The following is a 16,812-nucleotide window of genomic DNA, read 5'->3' as shown; positions in this document are numbered from 1 at the left end:
CACTCGGAGGGACATGAGCCTCCTCTTCGATCCGAGCGATTCCCGCGCCACCCCGGTCATCGTCGGCGCGCCCGGCGGGCCCTCCGGCGACTCCGCGCGCACCGACCCCGAGCACGAGCGGCTGGTGGCAGGTCTGAACCCGCAGCAGCGCGAGGCGGTCGAGTACCGCGGCGACGCGCTGCTCATCGTCGCGGGCGCCGGCTCGGGCAAGACCAGCGTGCTCACGCGGCGCATCGCCAGCCTGCTCGGCAGCGGCGAGGCCTGGCCGAGTCAGATCCTCGCGATCACCTTCACCAACAAGGCCGCCGCCGAGATGCGCGAGCGCGTCGAGAAGATCGTCGGCCAGGCCGCCGAGGGGATGTGGATCTCGACGTTCCACTCCGCCTGCGTGCGGATCCTGCGCCGCGAGGCCGAGAACTTCGGCATGACCTCGTCGTTCACCATCTACGACTCGGGCGATCAGCGCGCCCTGCTCAAGCGGATCGTGAAGGACCTCGAGGCGGACTCGCTCGGCATCACGGTCGCGAGCGCCTCGTCCAAGATCTCGAAGCTCAAGAACGAGCTCGCCGACGTCGACTCCTACGCGCGGACCGCGAACATGAGCGACCCGAACGAGGAGATGTTCCTCCAGGTCTTCCGCGCCTACTCGCGCGCCCTCGAGAGCGCGAACGCCTTCGACTTCGACGACCTGATCGCGCAGACGGTCTACCTCTTCCGGGCGTTCCCGCACGTCGCCGCGAAGTACCAGCGCCGCTTCCGGCACGTGATGGTCGACGAGTACCAGGACACGAACCACGCGCAGTACTCGCTGATCCACGAGCTGACCCGGGCCGTGCCGCCCGCGACGATCGCCGCTGCCGCCTTCGACCGCCCCTACCGCGGCCCGGTGACGGCCGACGGCTCGATCCCCGGGGCCTCGCTCACCGTCGTGGGCGACTCGGACCAGTCGATCTACGCGTTCCGCGGGGCGGACATCCGCAACATCGTCGAGTTCGAGCGCGACTTCCCGGGCTGCCGGGTGATCCTGCTCGAGCAGAACTACCGCTCGACGCAGAACATCCTCTCGGCCGCGAACGCCGTCATCTCGAACAACTTCGACCGCCGCGCGAAGAACCTCTGGTCGGCCAGCGGCGAGGGCGAGAAGATCATCGGCTACACGGGGTACTCCGGCCACGACGAGGCGCAGTTCGTCGTCGACGAGATCGCCCGGATCCACGCGGCCGGCACCGGCTACGACGAGATCGCCGTGTTCTACCGCACCAACGCGCAGACCCGCGCGCTGGAGGAGATCTTCATCCGCTCGGCGCTGCCCTATCGGATCCTCGGCGGCACCAAGTTCTACGAGCGCGCCGAGATCAAGGACGCGCTCGCGTACCTGATCACCGTCGCGAATCCGGCGGACGTGCTGGCGCTGCGCCGGATCATGAACACGCCCAAGCGCGGCATCGGCCCGGCGACGGAGGCGCAGCTGCAGTCCTTCGCCGATACCAACGCGGTGACCCTGCGCGAGGCGATGCGCAATGCCGGGTCGCTCGGCATGGGGCCGAAGGTGACGAAGGCCATCGTCGACCTCGCGACGCTGCTCGACGAGTGCGCCCTGATGCTCGATCCGGCGCGGCCCGAGGGCGAGGCGAAGGTGCACGAGGTGCTCACGGCGCTGCTGACCCGCAGCGGCTACATCGACATGCTCCGCGCCAGCCGCGACCCGCAGGACGAGGCGCGCGCCGAGAACGTCGACGAGCTCATCGCCGTGACGAAGGAGTTCGCCCGCAACAACCCCGACGGCGGTCTCGTCGACTTCCTGACCGAGGTGTCGCTCGTCGCGGCAGCGGACGACCTGGACGACGACTCCGGGACCGTGTCGCTGATGACCCTGCACACCGCGAAGGGCCTCGAGTACGACGCCGTGTTCCTCACCGGCATCGAGGAGGACCTGCTCCCGCACCGCATCTCGGCGAACGAGCCGGGCGGCCCCGCGGAGGAGCGGCGGCTGTTCTACGTGGGGATCACCCGCGCGCGGAAGCGGCTCTACCTCTCGCTCGCGATGACACGGGCGCAGTACGGCGAGACCTCGGTCGCGATGCCCAGCCGGTTCCTCCAGGAGATCCCGGCCGAGCTGATCGAGTGGCGCCAGTCGCCGGGGGCCGCGACCTCGCGCGGCGGCACCCAGCCGCGGGCGCTCAACGCGCAGCGGCCCGGCTTCGGCCGCTCGAAGTCGAACACCGAGTTCCGCCAGGCGCTCGCCGCGGCGCCGAAGGCCAAGGGCGAGTTCCCCAACCGGATCACCGGGATGGTGCGCGACAACGGCGACCTCGAGCTGATCGCGGGGGACCGCATCCGGCACACCGACTTCGGCGAGGGCCGCGTCAACGCGGTCACCGGCGAGGGCAGCAAGCGGGTCGCGCACGTGCTCTTCGACCAGGTCGGCGCCAAGAAGCTGCTGATCAAGGTCGCGCCGATCGAGAAGCTCTGAGCCCGTCGGGCGGTGCGGGGGCCGACGCCGTGACCGGGCGCGGTCCGCTCGCGGCGCGGGTGGCGACCGAGGCGTTCGCGCCGCCGGTCCTGGCGATGGTCGTGCCGCTGATCGTGGGCGCGCGGGTCGCGGATCCGCCGCTGCTCGGGGTGGCCTGGAGCGCGCTGGCGGCGCTGTTCGTGGGGGCGCTGCCGTATCTCGTCGTGCGGCTGCTGATGCGCGCGGGGCGGATCCGCGGGGATCACCACGTGCCTGATCGGCGGGAGCGCGCGCTGCCGATCGGCCTCGCGCTGGTCTCGATCGTGGTCGGGCTCGTGCTGCTCGCGGCGCTCGGGGCGCCGGCCGCGGTGACGACCTTCGGCGTGGTGACGGTCGCGGTGCTCGTCGTGATCGGGATCGTCAACCTCGGCTGGAAGCTGTCGGGCCATGCGGCCGTCGTCGCGACCTGCGCGGTGGTGGTGCTGATCGCCTACGGCCCGTGGTCCCTGCTGATCACCGTGCCGGTCGCGCTCTGGACCGGCTGGTCGCGGGTGCGCCTCGGCGCCCACACGCCGGCCCAGGTGATCGCGGGAGCCGTGGTCGGCGCCGTGCTCGCCTCGCTCGTCTGGTCCCTCCTGGGCTGAGGGGGCTACTTGTCGCAGGCGACGCCGTCGCCGTCGCGGTCGAGGTCGTACTCGTCAGGGCCGACGACCGTCACCGGGCCCCGGATGTAGACGGGTCCATCGCCGCTGCCGGAGGCGCAGTCGCCGTCGGAGGCGATCGGGACGCACTCGCCGGCGTAGCTGGGGTGGCAGCCTGCGTCGGCCGGCTCGGGAGCGGGGGCCGGAGCCGGGACCATCGTGCCGACCCGGGTGACGTCGTCGACGGCGGGAGTGGTGACCGCCTCCGACAGCTGGGCGCGGGAGACCTCGACGCCGTCGTGCTTGACGACCTCGAAGGTGCGGGTGAGCACGCCGTCGACGCCCGCGACGACGGTGCTCGTGCCCTGCGCGGCGGTCGGGTCGTCCTCGGTGCGCGAGGCGCGGGCGATCGGGGCGGTCTCGGTGACCTGCTCGGTCGTGATGACGACGGTCGGGGTGGGGGTCGGCGTCGGGGTGGGGGTGGGAGACGGCGTGGCCGCGCGAGTCGGCGCGGCGGCGAAGGACGCCGGGCTCTCGGTCCCGGACGCCACGGCCTGCTCCTCGGCCGGTGCCGGCGCGGACGTGGATCCGAACGCCGAGGTGCTCAGGACGAGCACGAGCATCGCCACGGCCCCCGTCATCGCCGAGGCTCGGCGGCGGCGCGGCAGTCCGAGCCAGGTCGGCCGGCGCAGGAGCACGCCGTAGGCGGCCGTGATCAGCACGACGAGGGCGATCATGATCAGCGCCGACCAGGGCCCGCCCGTCAGCCAGGCGACGAGGGCGAGGAAGAGGGTGACCCCGCCGACGATCCACTGCAGCGGAGTGAGGCGGAGCCGGGTGAGCCGCAGCGATCCCCAGTGCAGCGGGCGGCGTCCGGAGGGACTGCGATCGGCGACGCCGGCGGGCGCGCTGTCCTGGACCCTGCGCTCGAACGGCCGGCTCGGGGTGGGCCGCCGGTCGTCGGAGCGGCGGTTCCGCCGGGAGCGTCCAGGCAGATCGGGCGGGAGGTGCGGGTGGCGGGGGCTCATGGCGGTTCTTCCTGGTGGCGCGGCGGGACGCCTCAGCATGCCCCACGCGGCCCCTCATCCGTGTCCCCCGTAGAGGGCGCCGTCCGAAGGATGCCCGCCCCCGCGAGATGCCACTTGTGCACGCGACACGCCGGGAGAGGCGTGCACAAGTGGCATCTCGCGGGGAAGAGGGGACCCGGGCGGGGTCAGGAGTACTGGGCGACGAGCTCGCGCTTCAGGATCTTGCCACTCGGGCCCAGGGGGAGAGTGTCGACGAGCTCGATGCGGCGGGGGTACTTGAAGGCGGCGAGGTGCTCGTTCGCGTAGGCGATCAGCTCCTCCGCGGTCGCCGTCGCCGAGGGCAGCAGGACCACGGCGGCCATGATCTCCTGGCCGTGCTTCTCGTCCGGCACGCCGAAGACGGCGGCATTGGCCACGTCCGAGTGCCCGATCAGCACCTCCTCCACCTCGCGCGGGTACACGTTGTAGCCGTTGCGGATGATCATGTCCTTGGTCCGGTCGAGGATGCGGATGTAGTCCTCGTCGTCCTTCGTACCGAGGTCGCCGGTGCGGAACCAGCCGTCGACGACCGCCGCGGTCGACGCCTCGGGATTGCCGAGGTAGCCCTTCATCAGGTTGTGGCCGCGGACCACGATCTCGCCCAGCTCGCCGCGCGGGAGCAGCTCGATCCGGTCGGTCACCTCGGCCCGGGCGACCTCGACGTCCACGCCCCAGATCGGCGTGCCGACGGTGCCGGCACGCGGCGGGACGCCGACGTGGTTGAAGGTGGCGACGGGCGAGGTCTCGGTCAGGCCGTAGCCCTCGTAGATCTCGACGCCGAACACCTCGCGGAAGCGCTCGATCACGGCGACGGGCAGGGCCGCTCCGCCGGAGACCGCGTAGCGCAGCGGCGGGCGGTCCTCGCGGCGGGTCGCGGCGTCGAGCAGCGCGACGTACATCGTCGGGACGCCCTCGAACACGGTGCAGCCGTGCGCGATCATCGCCTCGAGCGCCGCGTCGCCGTCGAATCTGGGCACGAGCACGACGGTCGCCGCGGTGCGGAACGCCGTGTTCATCGCGCAGACCTGGCCGAAGGTGTGGAAGAGCGGCAGCGCGCCGAGCACGACGTCGCCCTGGTGCAGGTCGAAGGTGTTCATCAGGAGCACGTCGGACTGCGAGACGATCGCGAAGTGCGTGCCCTCAGCCCCCTTCGGCCGCCCGGTGGTGCCGCTGGTGTAGAGGATCGTCGCGGTGTCGAACGGCGAGCGCGGCACGTAGGTGCCGATCGGCGTCGCGTCGGCGGCGAGGTCCTCGAGGCGGGGGAAGGGGCTCTCGGTGCCGTCGGGCACCAGCACGCTCAGCACGGGGACGTCGGCCAGGGCTGCTCCGGCGGCGCCCTCGGCCAGCAGCGGGGCGGCGCAGATCAGGGCGGTCGCTCCCGAGTCGCGGAGGACGTAGGCGATCTCGTCGTGCTTCAGAAGCGCGTGCACCGGCACGACGACGGCGCCGAGGGCGAGGACGGCGAAGTAGCCGCGCGGGAAGTCGGGGACGTTGGGGATCAGCAGGGCCACCCGGTCGCCGGGGCCGACGCCCTGTGCGCGGAGGGCGCCGGCGTAGGCGCGGGTCTGGTCCCAGAGGGTCCGGTAGTCGATGGCCTGCGGGCCGACCCGGACCGCGATCGTCGTCGGCGTGCGGCGGGCCGCCTCCGCCAGGATCGCCGCGACCGAGACGCTGCCGAACCCGGCCGTGGGCGGGGGTGCGGCGGGTGCCTCGGTCGTGCGCGGTTCGGTGATGCTCATCGGGGCTCCAGTCGTCGTTGACCGCCACGGCGCTGTGCCGGGTGCTTCACGGTAGAGCCGCGGACGGCGCCGTTCAAGGGCGCCGCACCGGATGCTCAGCGAGCGCGCTCGGGATGCCGCAGAACGATGAGCGGACCCGGCACCGTCAGCGCGAGGCTGTGACTGACCGAGCCGAGCAGCAGGCGCAGGAACGCGCCGCGCCCGTGACTGCCGAGGACGAGCAGCCGGGACGAGGCCGCGAGCGCGGTCAGCCGCTCGACCGGGTTCCCGCGGACGAGCGAGCGGCGCACCTCGAGGTCGGGATGGGAGTCGCCGAGGCCGACGAGCGACTCGGCGAGCAGGAGGTCCTCGTCCTCCTCGATCGCATCGATGACCCGGCGCTCGACGGGGGTGGAGTCGCTCCAGGTGCCGGGGAGCTGCCAGGCGTGCAGGGCGAGCAGCGGCTCGTGGCGGCGGTCGGCCTCGTCGGCGGCGAAGCGGATCGCCGTGAGCGAGACCTCGGAGCCGTCCACCCCGACCGCGACTCCGGACCGGATCGGCTCGTCACCGTCGGGTTCGGGGATCAGCGCGACGGCGGAGCGGGAGGCCGCGGCGACCCGCACGGCCACCGGGGCGCTCCGTGCGACGGCGCGGCGGCTCAGCGGGTGGGCGCCGAGGACGAGCAGGGCGCCGGGCGGTGCCGCCTCGGCCAGCACGGGCACGAGGTCGCCCTGGAGTGGGCGCGCTCGCACGGGGACGTCCGGGAAGTCCGACGCCGCGAGCGAGCGGGCCCGGTCGAGGGCGTCGTCCGCGAGCACGCGCTGACCGGCATCGGCTCCGCGGAGCCGGGCCCGGGGCGGCTCGACCACGGCGACGAGCTCGACGGGCAGCCGGTGCGCCCGCGCGAACTCGAGCGCCCAGCGCAGGGCGGCCCCGCTCGGGCCCGCTCCGCCGACTCCGACCACGACCGCGTCCATGAACGCCTCCTCTTCGAGTGTCCAGCAGGCCCCATCATCCTCCCCGGAGGGCGAGAAGGGGAGTGGCTGCGGTGCCGCGCCGGCGCCCGTACAGTCGGACCGGCCGCGGTGTCGATCGGACGGACCCGGCGGTGACTCGGCGACGACGGAGGAGGCGGTCCATGCGCGGCGAGGCGACGCTCTACACCGAGACGATCGCGACGGCGCCCTTCGCGCTCGCCGTGATCGCCGAGGCGACCGGCTCGCGGGTGGTCGGCGCGCGGACCGCGGACGCGCATGTCCCGCTCTACAGCGGGCCCACCAGCGCCCGGGTCTCCGTCGCGGGGTTCGGCGACAGCGTGCCGATCGCGGTCGACGTCCGCGACGAGCGCGGGCAGGACGAGGCGCGGGCGGCGGCGCAGGCGCTCGGGCTCGAGCTGGCGGCCTACGCGGGCTGGACGATCACGCCCGGCTTCTGACGCGGGCGGCCGCTCCGCTATCGGACTCCGCGCGCACCCGGGCCAGGAAGAAGCGGCTCGGCGCCGTGCGCACCGCCGTCGGCAGGGCGCGGTAGACGGCGAAGGTGCGGGAGAGCGCCCGGTCGAACCTCGCCTGTTGCCGGGTGCTCCAGCGGAAGCCGAACGGCGCGCGGAGCTCCGGCGGCAGCAGGCCCGCCGTCATCAGGCGGAGGTAGGGGCCGACCGGGCGCAGCCACCAGACGGCGATCCCGCCGTCGAGCAGGTCGTGGGCGACCCGGCGCGCGGCGGGCGTGACCTCGAGCCGGGTGAGCTCCCGCTCCCAGTAGGCGTCGAACGCCGCGCGCGAGTCGGGCCAGAGCTCCTTGGGCATCTGCAGCGCGGTGCCGACCACGCGCGAGCGGTGCACGATGTCGTCCGCCTCCTCGCGGCCGAGCGGACCGAAGGCGCCCTCGTGGAGCTGCAGCATCGACTGGGTGATCGTCGCGGCGACCCAGCGCTGCAGCTCCGGATCGAACGCGGTGTAGCCCGGGCCGCGGACCGGGGCGTGTGCGCGGTTCACCCGGCGCTGCACGGTGCGGACGTCGTCCTCGGTCCCGAACTGCAGCGCGTAGAGGTAGGAGAGCGTGCCGAACAGCCGGCCGAGCGCGCGGTGCACGAAGTCGGAGTGCTCGGCGACGCCGGCGCCGACCGCGGGGTGCGCGATCTGCAGCAGGATCGCGCGCGCTCCCGCGACGAGGAAGACGCCCTCGCGGAAGACGTCGCGGTCGACGGGGGTGCGCACGGGCATCCGTCCACGGTACGCGGCGCGAGCACTCCTCCCCAGTCCGCGGCACCGGCATCCCTCCACCCACCGCTCCGCGGCACAGGAACGGCTCGCGGGGTCCGGAGTAGAGTTGGCGCGGCCCAGGAAGAGTGCCGACACAGAACCGTGCCGAGACTCCGGACAGCGCGCAGCGGACGAGCGGCGCGGATCCGGACAGCACGGATCGCGACGGCGCCGTGGGCCGACCTCGGACTCGGAACGCAAGCGCGCTCGGCGCGGAATGGGAATGCAGCGTGGATCTCTTCGAATACCAGGCCCGTGATCTGTTCGAGAAGTACGGCGTGCCCGTGCTCCCCGGCATCGTCGCCGACACGCCGGAGGAGGTGCGCGCCGCGGCGGAGAAGCTGGGCGGCGTCACCGTCGTCAAGGCGCAGGTCAAGATCGGCGGCCGCGGCAAGGCGGGCGGCGTGAAGGTCGCGAAGACCGCGGACGACGCGTTCGAGGCGGCGAAGTCGATCCTCGGCCTGGACATCAAGGGCCACGTCGTCAAGCGCGTCATGGTCGCCGGCGGCGCCCGCATCGACCGCGAGTTCTACTTCTCGGTCCTGCTCGACCGGGCCAACCGCTCCTACCTCTCGCTCACCTCCTACGAGGGCGGCATGGAGATCGAGCAGCTCGCCGTCGAGCGGCCCGAGGCCCTCGCCCGCGTCGAGGTCGTCCCCGGCCAGGGCATCGACCAGGCCAAGGCCGAGGAGATCGCCCGCGCGGCGAAGTTCCCGGAGGAGCTGATCGCCAAGGTCGCCCCCGTGCTCGTGAAGCTCTACGACGTCTACACCGGCGAGGACGCGACGCTCGTCGAGGTCAACCCGCTCGTGCTCACCGAGGAGGGCGACATCGTCGCGCTCGACGGCAAGGTCTCGCTCGACGAGAACGCCGGCTTCCGCCACGCCGAGCACGCCGCGCTCGAGGACAAGGACGCGGCCGACCCGCTCGAGGCCAAGGCCAAGGAGAACGACCTCAACTACGTGAAGCTCGACGGCGAGGTCGGCATCATCGGCAACGGCGCGGGCCTGGTCATGTCGACGCTCGACGTCGTCGCCTACGCCGGCGAGAAGCACAACGGCGTCAAGCCGGCCAACTTCCTCGACATCGGCGGCGGAGCCTCCGCCCAGGTGATGGCGAACGGCCTCGACGTGATCCTCGGCGACGAGCAGGTCAAGAGCGTCTTCGTCAACGTCTTCGGCGGCATCACCGCCTGCGACGCGGTCGCCAACGGCATCCTGCAGGCCCTCGAGATCCTCGGCGACTCGGCCACCAAGCCGCTCGTCGTGCGCCTCGACGGCAACAAGGTGGAGGAGGGCCGCGCGATCCTCGAGGCCGCCGCCAACCCGCTCATCACCCTGGCCGCGACGATGGACGAGGGCGCCGACAAGGCCGCCGCACTCGCCGCCGCGTAACGACCCCCTCGACTCAAGGAATCAGAGAACAAGCATGTCGATCTTCCTCAACAAGGACTCCAAGGTCATCGTCCAGGGCATCACCGGCGGCGAGGGCACCAAGCACACCGCGCTGATGCTCAAGGCCGGCACGAACGTCGTCGGCGGCGTCAACGCCCGCAAGGCCGGCACGACCGTCACCCACGGCGACGTCGAGCTCCCCGTCTTCGGCACCGTCAAGGAGGCCATCGAGGCCACCGGCGCCGATGTCTCGATCGCGTTCGTCCCGCCCGCCTTCTCGAAGGACGCCGTCATCGAGGCGATCGACGCCGAGATCGGCCTCCTCGTCGTCATCACCGAGGGCATCCCGGTGCAGGACTCGGCCGAGTTCTGGGCCTACGCGCAGGAGAAGGGCAACAAGACCCGGATCATCGGCCCGAACTGCCCCGGCATCATCACGCCGGGCGAGTCGCTCGTGGGCATCACCCCCGCGACGATCACCGGCAAGGGCCCGATCGGCCTCGTCTCGAAGTCGGGCACCCTGACCTACCAGATGATGTACGAGCTGCGCGATCTGGGCTTCTCGACCGCCATCGGCATCGGCGGCGACCCGATCATCGGCACCACGCACATCGACGCCCTCGCGGCGTTCGAGGCGGACCCGGAGACCAAGGCGATCGTGATGATCGGCGAGATCGGCGGCGACGCCGAGGAGCGCGCGGCCGACTTCATCAAGGCGAACGTCACCAAGCCGGTCGTCGGCTACGTCGCGGGCTTCACCGCTCCCGAGGGCAAGACGATGGGCCACGCCGGCGCCATCGTCTCCGGCTCCGCGGGCACGGCGCAGGCGAAGAAGGAGGCCCTCGAGGCCGCCGGCGTCCGGGTGGGCAAGACGCCCTCCGAGACGGCCGACCTGCTCCGCGAGGTCTACGCGGCGCTGTAGCGCACCCACGTCCCGCGCGCGCCGCGGGACACGATCGGACGGGATCCTCTGCCTCGGCAGGGGGTCCCGTCGGTCGTTCGGGCCCCCGGCGGCGGTAGCGTGCAGGGGTGACCCGCCGCCTCGGACTCGACTTCCTGACCTTCGTCCCCTACCCGGAGGGCCCCGAGCGGCCGGGCGACGCGGCGCGGAGCCTGGAGGACGGCCTCGCGCTGTTCGAGCTCGCGGAGGAGCTCGGCTACGACACGGGCTGGGTGCGCGTGCGGCACTTCGAGCGCTTCCTCGCCTCGCCGATGACCTTCTTCGCGGCCGCCTCGCAGCGCACCAGCCGCCTCCGTCTCGGCACCGCGGTGATCGGCGCGCGCTACGAGTCGCCCGTCCGGCTCGCCGAGGACGCGGCGACCGTCGATCTGCTCTCCGGCGGCCGCCTCGACCTCGGCGTCAGCAGCGGCTTCGCGCACCTCGCCTCGGTCTTCGACGGCGTCTTCGGCCAGGCCGAGGGCGACTTCCGCGCCGAGGCGCAGGAGCGGATCGAGCGCCTGCGCGAGGCGCTCTCGGGCTCGGTGCTGGGCATCGCGGAGTCGGCCCTGATGTCGGTGCCGGTCGGCGACCCGCTCGTCCAGCAGCCGCACGCCCCCGGCCTCGCCGACCGGCTCTGGTACGGCGCCGGTACGACCTCCTCCGCCGTGCGCGCCGGCGAGCAGGGCATGCACCTCCAGGTCTCGACGCTCAACACGGAGGAGACCGGGCTGCCCTTCGCCGAGCAGCAGGCCGCGCAGATCCGCGCCTACCGCGAGGCGTTCGCCGCGGCCCACCCCGGGCGCGCCTCGCGGGTCACGGCGGGGCGGATCGTGCTGCCGCTCACCGGCCCCGCCGACGAGGAGGCGCACCGCCCTTTCATCGAGGGCTATCTCGCGCGGATGGACGACGACGGCCGGCCGCGCACCGCCGATCGCTCGATCATCGCGGCGCCGATGCGGTTCAGCCCGCTGCACGTCGGCACGGTCGAGGAGATCGTCGCGTCGCTCACGGCCGATCCCGGGCTGGCGGAGGCGGACTCGCTCACGATCACGCTGCCCGCGGTCGGCGGGGTCGCGTCCCACCGGCGGATCCTGGAGACGATCGCGCAGGACATCGCGCCGCGTCTGGGCTGGACGCCGGCCGCCTAGCCCCGGCGGTGCAGCAGCGCCGAGAGCGGCCGCTGCAGGATCAGCAGCAGCAGCCACCAGAGCCCGATCGACGGCAGGATCAGAGCGAGAGCGAGAGCGAGCACGAGGAGGGCGAACGGGACGACGGCCGGTGAGAGCCGGACCGGCCCGGCGCCCTCGCGCAGCAGTCCCGCGCGCCTTCTCAGCCGCAGCTCGATCAGCAGCAGGGCCCCGCTGACCACGACCATCGTGCCGATGTAGAGGCCGATCGTCGCGCGGGAGTCGGGCAGCAGCGCGATGGCGCTCGTCGAGAACGGGAAGAACGCGATCGCCACCAGCCAGAGCAGATCGAGCCAGACCAGCCCCGCGTCGTAGTCGCCGGCCAGCTCGAAGACCCGGTGGTGGGGAATCCAGAACACCGCGATCAGCGTGAAGGACAGCGCGAAGGCGAGCACCGTGTCGAGGTGCTCGACGAGGACCGCGCTCACGCCGCCGCCGTCGCGGGCGATCTCGGGGGCGAGCTCGACCAGGGGGAGCACGAGGATCGTGATCGCGATGGCCACGGTCGCGTCGGAGAAGTTCACCAGGCGGTCCAGGCCCCGCTCGGTGCGCGCCGGGCGGTGCCGCTCGGGCGAGTGCCCGCGGTGCACCAGGCGCTCGATCGGGCCGGAGAGCAGCAGCAGCAGGAGCGCGAGCATGTTGACGCTCGGCACGGCGACGGCGAGCACGAGCGCGACGAGCAGCAGGGCGATCACGATCAGCGAGCGCGACAACGAGCGCGGCACGTCGACGCCGGGGGCGAGCAGCTCCGGGTCGCGCCGCACGATCAGCTGCATCGCCAGGGTCGCGGTGCTCGCGACGATCATGGTGCCGATGTAGAGCGCGAACACGCTCGGGTCGGTGGCGAAGACGTTCGACAGCAGATTCGCCGCGAACGGCAGCAGCACGATCGCCGCGAGCCAGACGAAGTTCACCGCGACCAGGGCGGGGGAGTAGCGGGCCACGCCCTCGAACACCGCGTGGTGCACCAGCCACAGCCGCCCGATCACGGCGAAGGTGATGAAGAACGCCGTGAGCGTGCCGGAGTGGCCGGCGAGCAGGGCGCCGAGGTCGGTCGCGCCGCCCTCCTCGACGACGTCGACGAGGGGGAGCACGAGGAACGTGATGGCGATGGCGACCGTGGCGTCGGTGAAGTTCACGAGGCGGTCGAGTCCGCGCTCGGTCCGCTCGCCGGTCGTCGTCACGGCTCGACCCTAGGGGACGGTCCGTCCTGTGAGGCGGGTGGATCTCGATGCGCCCGCTGCGCGGGCTACTCGACCAGCATGAGCAGCCCATGCTGGTCGAGTAGCCCCGGAGGGGCGTATCGAGACCCACCCGCCTCAGCGCTGCTTCCGACGCTGGTCGGTCGCCGCTCGTCCGGGGCGTCGCTGAGCCGTCGCGGGCGGGGCCGCCGATAGGCTCGACAGGCTCATGAACCGGATCACCGTCGCACTCCTCGCCGCCTTCGACGCCGCGCTCTCGGCGCTGATCGGCCTCGCGATCCCGCTCGTGCCGCTGACGATCCTCTGGGCCGTCCAGTACGACACGGCGGTCGACTGGAGCGTCTTCTGGCGCGTCGCCGCCGACGCCTGGCTGCTCGGTCACGGCGCGGATCTGCGGGCCGCCTTCGCCCCCGACTCGCCGCTCGCGCTCGGGCTGCCGGACGGCGGGCAGCCCTTCGCGATCACGCTCGCGCCGCTCGCCTTCGCCCTCCTCGCGATCCTCCTCGGCGCCCGCACGGGCCGTCGTGCGCAGGAGTCGCCCTACCGGCTGCTCGGCATCGGCTCGGCGATCGCCACCTACCTCCTCGTCGCCCTCCTGGTCACCCTCGGTGCGACCACCGACGTCGCGCGGGTGGACGTCGTGCAGGGCACCCTGCTCCCGCCGCTCGTCTTCGCGCTCGGCGTGGTGATCGGAGCGGCGACCCACTCGGCCCGCAGCGGCGAGCGCGACCCGATCGGCGAGTTCGCCGAGCGGACGCTGCACCGCCTCCCCGAGCCGGCCGCGCCGCTCGTCCTCGCCTCGCTGCGGGGCGGGACGCTCGCAGCGGCCGGCGTGATCGGGGTCGCCGGCGTGCTCGTCGCGGTGCTGCTGGTGGCGGACTACGCCGCCGTCGTCGCGCTCTACGAGGGCCTCGGCGGCGAGGCGCTCGGCGGCCTCGCGCTGACGCTCGGGCAGCTGGCGATCCTCCCGAACCTGGTGATCTGGGCGGCGAGCTGGCTGATCGGGCCGGGCTTCGCCCTCGGCGCCGGGTCGTCCGTCGCTCCGGCCGGCACACTCCTCGGCCCGATCCCGTCGATCCCGGTGCTCGCCGCGCTGCCGCAGGGCGAGCTGTCGTTCGCCTTCCTCGGGCTGCTCGTGCCGCTGCTGGCGGGCTTCCTCGCCGGCTGGCGCCTGCGCGCGGAGGTCGTCGACGGGCTCGACGGCCGGTCGCTGCTGCGCTGGGGTGCGGCCGCGGCGGGTGGCATCGGCGTGGTCGGCGGTCTGCTGCTCGGGCTGCTCGCCTGGTTCTCGGCCGGGGCGGCCGGGCCGGGGCGCCTCGTGCAGGTCGGCCCGGACCCGTTGCTCGTCGGGGCGTTCGCGGCGCTCGAGCTGGCGCTCGCCGCGGGCCTCGGCCTCGCCGCCGGCCGCATCCGCCGCGGCTGAGCGCCGGGCCCGAGCGCCGGTGGTCGCCGCGGAGGCGTCCCCCTAGACTTGCGCAGTGCTGAAGTTGGTCGTCCTCATCTCCGGCGGTGGCTCCAATCTCCGCGCGCTGCTCGAGGCGACGCGCGACGACCGCTTCCCCGCCCGCGTCGTGGCGGTCGGCAGCGACACCGACGCCGACGGCCTCCGCCACGCCGAGGCGCACGACGTCCCCTCCTTCACCGTCACGCCCGGCGCGTTCGCCTCGCGCGACGCCTGGGGCGCCGAGCTGCTCACGCAGATCCAGGGCTGGCAGCCCGACCTCGTCGTCTGCGCCGGCTTCATGCGGATCCTGCCGCCCGTCGTCGTCGACGCGCTCAGCCCGCGGATGATCAACACGCATCCCGCGCTGCTGCCGCACTTCCCCGGGGCGCACGCCGTCCGCGACGCCCTGGCCGCCGGCGCGACCGAGACCGGAGTGACGGTGCACGTCATCGACACCGGCGTCGACACCGGCCCGGTCATCGCCCAGGAGAGCCTCGCCGTGCTCCCGGGCGAGAGCGAGGCCGCGCTGCACGAGCGCATCAAGACCATCGAGCGTCGCCTGCTGGTGCAGACGGTGCTCGACATCGCCCACGGAACCGTCGACCTCGAGGAGCTCGCCCGCGCATGAGCATCACCGCACACGACCCCAGCAGCTACGACGACCGCGACGTCGTCCCCGTCCGCCGGGCGCTGATCTCGGTCAGCGACAAGACCGGACTGCTCGAGCTCGCCTCGGCGCTCGCGGGCGCCGGCGTCGAGCTGGTCTCGACCGGCTCGACCGCCGCGACCATCCGCGACGCGGGCCACTCCGTGACCGACGTCTCGGCCGTGACCGGCTTCCCGGAGTCGCTCGACGGCCGGGTGAAGACCCTGCACCCCGGCGTGCACGCGGGCATCCTCGCCGACGTCCGCCTCGCCTCGCACCGCGAGCAGCTCGAGCAGCTCCGGATCGCGCCGTTCGAGCTCGTCGTGGTGAACCTCTACCCGTTCCGCGAGACCGTCGCCGGGGGCGCCGACGCGGCGACCGTGGTCGAGAACATCGACATCGGCGGCCCCGCCCTCGTCCGCGCCTCGGCGAAGAACCACGCGAACGTGGCGATCGTCGTCGACCCGGCCGACTACTCCGGCATCGTCGCCGCGCTCGGCAGCGGCGGCACGACCCTCGCCGCCCGCCGCACCCTCGCCGCGCGCGCCTTCGCGCACACCGCCTCGTACGACTCCGCCGTCGCCGCCTGGTTCGCCGGGCAGGAGGCGGGCGGAGAGTCGGAGTTCCCCGGCTCGGTCGAGATCCGCGGCACCCGGCAGCAGGTGCTCCGCTACGGCGAGAACTCGCACCAGAAGGCCGCGCTCTACGTCTCGCCCGACGGCACCGGCATCGCCCAGGCGCGCCAGCTGCACGGCAAGGAGATGTCGTACAACAACTTCGTCGACGCCGACGCGGCCGTCCGCGCGGCCTACGACTTCGTCCTCCCCGCCGTCGCGATCATCAAGCACGCCAACCCCTGCGGCATCGCCATCGCCGGAGCGAAGGCGATCGACCCGATCGCGTCCGCGCACCGCCGCGCTCACGAGTGCGACCCGGTGTCGGCCTTCGGCGGCGTCATCGCCGCGAACCGCACCGTCACCCTGGCGATGGCCGAGACGGTGAAGGAGATCTTCACCGAGGTCCTCGTCGCCCCCGGCTTCGAGCCCGAGGCCCTCGAGGTGCTCAAGACCAAGAAGAACCTGCGCCTGCTGCAGCTGCCGGACTTCTACGCCCCCGTCGAGACCGAGTTCAAGCAGATCTCCGGCGGCATCCTGCTGCAGGAGCCCGACCGCTTCGTCGGCGGCCCCGGCGAGGTCAGCTCCGGCTGGGAGCTCGTCGCCGGCGAGCCCGCCGACGCGGACACCATGCTCGACCTCGAGTTCGCCTGGAAGGCCTGCCGCGCCGTGAAGTCCAACGCGATCCTGCTCGCGAAGGGCGGCGCCTCCGTCGGCGTCGGCATGGGCCAGGTCAACCGCGTCGACTCCTGCCACCTCGCCGTCTCCCGCGCCGGCGACCGCGCCCCCGGCTCCGTCGCCGCCTCCGACGCGTTCTTCCCCTTCGCCGACGGCCTCGAGGTCCTCCTCGCCGCCGGCGTGAAGGCCGTCGTCCAGCCCGGCGGCTCCGTCCGCGACCCCGAGGTCATCGACGCCGCGAAGCGCGCCGGCGTCACCATGTACACGACGGGGGAGCGGCACTTCTTCCACTGAGCGCCGCAGGCGCTCAGTGGGCGCTGTCTTCCACGCCGCTCCGTGCGCGGCGTGGCGCGGTCGGCTCCGCGGGTGGTGCGTTCCGTAGAGCGGGTCGCGTCGGACGCCGCGGGAATCGCTTGGCACGCGATCCCCGCACGCGCCCTCTCCCGGCGCTGTCTTCCACGCCGCTCCCTGCGCGGCGTGGCGCGGTCGGCTCCTCGGAGTGGTGCGTTCCGCAGAGCGGGTCGCGTCGGCCGCCGCGGGAATGGCTTGGCACGCGATACCCGCCGAG

14 protein-coding genes are annotated in these 16,812 nt (G+C 73.1%); 9 read left to right on the top strand and 5 right to left on the bottom strand.

Annotated features, from left to right (window positions below):
- The first annotated feature begins 13 nt into the window (after positions 1-13).
- Both HRK28_RS04850 and HRK28_RS04845 read left to right on the top strand, forming a co-directional pair.
- Positions 14-2,473: an ATP-dependent helicase gene (locus HRK28_RS04850; protein WP_173250585.1), complete on the top strand. Its 2,460-nt coding sequence runs from the start codon at positions 14-16 to the stop codon at positions 2,471-2,473.
- Between the two features lie 29 nt (positions 2,474-2,502).
- Entirely contained in the window at positions 2,503-3,096 is a 594-nt protein-coding gene (locus HRK28_RS04845; protein WP_173250584.1) for a phosphatase PAP2 family protein, read from the top strand.
- A gap of 5 nt (positions 3,097-3,101) precedes the next feature.
- Here the strand turns inward: HRK28_RS04845 and HRK28_RS19990 are convergent, their stop codons facing one another.
- The 3 genes from HRK28_RS19990 to HRK28_RS04830 all read right to left on the bottom strand — a co-directional run bounded on the left by HRK28_RS19990 (position 3,102) and on the right by HRK28_RS04830 (position 6,855).
- A complete protein-coding gene (locus HRK28_RS19990) occupies positions 3,102-4,121 on the bottom strand; it encodes a G5 domain-containing protein (protein ID WP_254304496.1) in 1,020 nt (339 codons plus the stop codon).
- 185 nt (positions 4,122-4,306) lie between these two features.
- Positions 4,307-5,899: a long-chain fatty acid--CoA ligase gene (locus HRK28_RS04835; RefSeq protein WP_173250583.1), complete on the bottom strand. Its 1,593-nt coding sequence runs from the start codon at positions 5,897-5,899 to the stop codon at positions 4,307-4,309.
- Between the two features lie 95 nt (positions 5,900-5,994).
- Positions 5,995-6,855 carry a universal stress protein gene (locus HRK28_RS04830; protein ID WP_173250582.1) on the bottom strand — a complete coding sequence of 287 codons (861 nt, stop codon included), beginning with the start codon at positions 6,853-6,855 and terminating at the stop codon, positions 5,995-5,997.
- Positions 6,856-7,016: 161 nt separating this feature from the next.
- On the opposite strand from HRK28_RS04830, the gene HRK28_RS04825 reads away from it, so the two are divergent.
- A complete protein-coding gene (locus HRK28_RS04825; RefSeq protein WP_160087704.1) occupies positions 7,017-7,313 on the top strand; it encodes a hypothetical protein in 297 nt (98 codons plus the stop codon).
- On the opposite strand, the gene HRK28_RS04820 is transcribed toward HRK28_RS04825, so the two are convergent.
- Positions 7,297-8,100 (bottom strand): oxygenase MpaB family protein, encoded by an 804-nt coding sequence (locus tag HRK28_RS04820; protein WP_173250581.1) that lies wholly within the window; start codon positions 8,098-8,100, stop codon positions 7,297-7,299. The two genes, HRK28_RS04825 and HRK28_RS04820, sit on opposite strands and share 17 nt — an antisense overlap.
- Before the next feature lie 269 nt (positions 8,101-8,369).
- Between HRK28_RS04820 and sucC the strand changes: the two genes are divergently transcribed.
- From sucC to HRK28_RS04805, 3 genes are all read left to right on the top strand, one after another.
- Positions 8,370-9,533, top strand: coding sequence for an ADP-forming succinate--CoA ligase subunit beta (sucC, locus tag HRK28_RS04815; protein WP_160087708.1), 1,164 nt, complete (start codon positions 8,370-8,372; stop codon positions 9,531-9,533).
- 34 nt (positions 9,534-9,567) lie between these two features.
- The gene (gene sucD / locus HRK28_RS04810; protein WP_123445113.1) at positions 9,568-10,455 is read left to right on the top strand and encodes a succinate--CoA ligase subunit alpha; all 888 of its coding nucleotides are present in this window, start codon (positions 9,568-9,570) and stop codon (positions 10,453-10,455) included.
- A 107-nt stretch (positions 10,456-10,562) separates the two neighbouring features.
- The gene (locus tag HRK28_RS04805) at positions 10,563-11,621 is read left to right on the top strand and encodes an LLM class flavin-dependent oxidoreductase (protein ID WP_173250580.1); all 1,059 of its coding nucleotides are present in this window, start codon (positions 10,563-10,565) and stop codon (positions 11,619-11,621) included.
- Here the strand turns inward: HRK28_RS04805 and HRK28_RS20720 are convergent.
- Positions 11,618-12,844: a TMEM175 family protein gene (locus HRK28_RS20720; RefSeq protein ID WP_173250579.1), complete on the bottom strand. Its 1,227-nt coding sequence runs from the start codon at positions 12,842-12,844 to the stop codon at positions 11,618-11,620. The two genes, HRK28_RS04805 and HRK28_RS20720, sit on opposite strands and share 4 nt — an antisense overlap.
- A 226-nt stretch (positions 12,845-13,070) precedes the next feature.
- Here HRK28_RS20720 and HRK28_RS04795 point away from each other — a divergent pair, with 226 nt between their 5' ends.
- From HRK28_RS04795 to purH, 3 genes are read left to right on the top strand one after another with little or no spacing between them, the layout of a single operon-like run.
- Positions 13,071-14,285, top strand: a complete 1,215-nt coding sequence (locus tag HRK28_RS04795) for a DUF6350 family protein (protein ID WP_160087714.1) — start codon at positions 13,071-13,073, stop codon at positions 14,283-14,285.
- Positions 14,286-14,340: 55 nt separating this feature from the next.
- On the top strand, positions 14,341-14,934 hold the full coding sequence (gene purN / locus HRK28_RS04790) for a phosphoribosylglycinamide formyltransferase (RefSeq protein WP_173250578.1): 594 nt from the start codon (positions 14,341-14,343) through the stop codon (positions 14,932-14,934).
- A complete protein-coding gene (gene purH, locus HRK28_RS04785; RefSeq protein ID WP_160087718.1) occupies positions 14,931-16,538 on the top strand; it encodes a bifunctional phosphoribosylaminoimidazolecarboxamide formyltransferase/IMP cyclohydrolase in 1,608 nt (535 codons plus the stop codon). Before purN ends, purH begins: the two co-directional genes overlap by 4 nt.
- Positions 16,539-16,812 lie beyond the last annotated feature (274 nt).

The sequence above is a fragment of the Rathayibacter sp. VKM Ac-2835 genome (assembly GCF_013266705.1).
GTDB lineage: Bacteria > Actinomycetota > Actinomycetes > Actinomycetales > Microbacteriaceae > Rathayibacter.
The sequence above is the reverse complement of the archived record's forward strand: the minus strand, read 5'-3'. Positions and strand labels throughout refer to the sequence as shown.

Bases quoted from the DNA above. Each gene is read 5' to 3' on its own strand.
- HRK28_RS04850 (WP_173250585.1), top strand. From the start codon at position 14: ATGAGCCTCCTCTTCGATCCGAGCGATTCCCGCGCCACCCCGGTCATC.
- HRK28_RS19990 (WP_254304496.1), bottom strand. From the start codon at position 4,121: ATGAGCCCCCGCCACCCGCACCTCCCGCCCGATCTGCCTGGACGCTCC.
- HRK28_RS04835 (WP_173250583.1), bottom strand. From the start codon at position 5,899: ATGAGCATCACCGAACCGCGCACGACCGAGGCACCCGCCGCACCCCCG.
- HRK28_RS04830 (WP_173250582.1), bottom strand. From the start codon at position 6,855: ATGGACGCGGTCGTGGTCGGAGTCGGCGGAGCGGGCCCGAGCGGGGCC.
- HRK28_RS04825 (WP_160087704.1), top strand. From the start codon at position 7,017: ATGCGCGGCGAGGCGACGCTCTACACCGAGACGATCGCGACGGCGCCC.
- HRK28_RS04820 (WP_173250581.1), bottom strand. From the start codon at position 8,100: ATGCCCGTGCGCACCCCCGTCGACCGCGACGTCTTCCGCGAGGGCGTC.
- sucD (WP_123445113.1), top strand. From the start codon at position 9,568: ATGTCGATCTTCCTCAACAAGGACTCCAAGGTCATCGTCCAGGGCATC.
- HRK28_RS04795 (WP_160087714.1), top strand. From the start codon at position 13,071: ATGAACCGGATCACCGTCGCACTCCTCGCCGCCTTCGACGCCGCGCTC.
- purH (WP_160087718.1), top strand. From the start codon at position 14,931: ATGAGCATCACCGCACACGACCCCAGCAGCTACGACGACCGCGACGTC.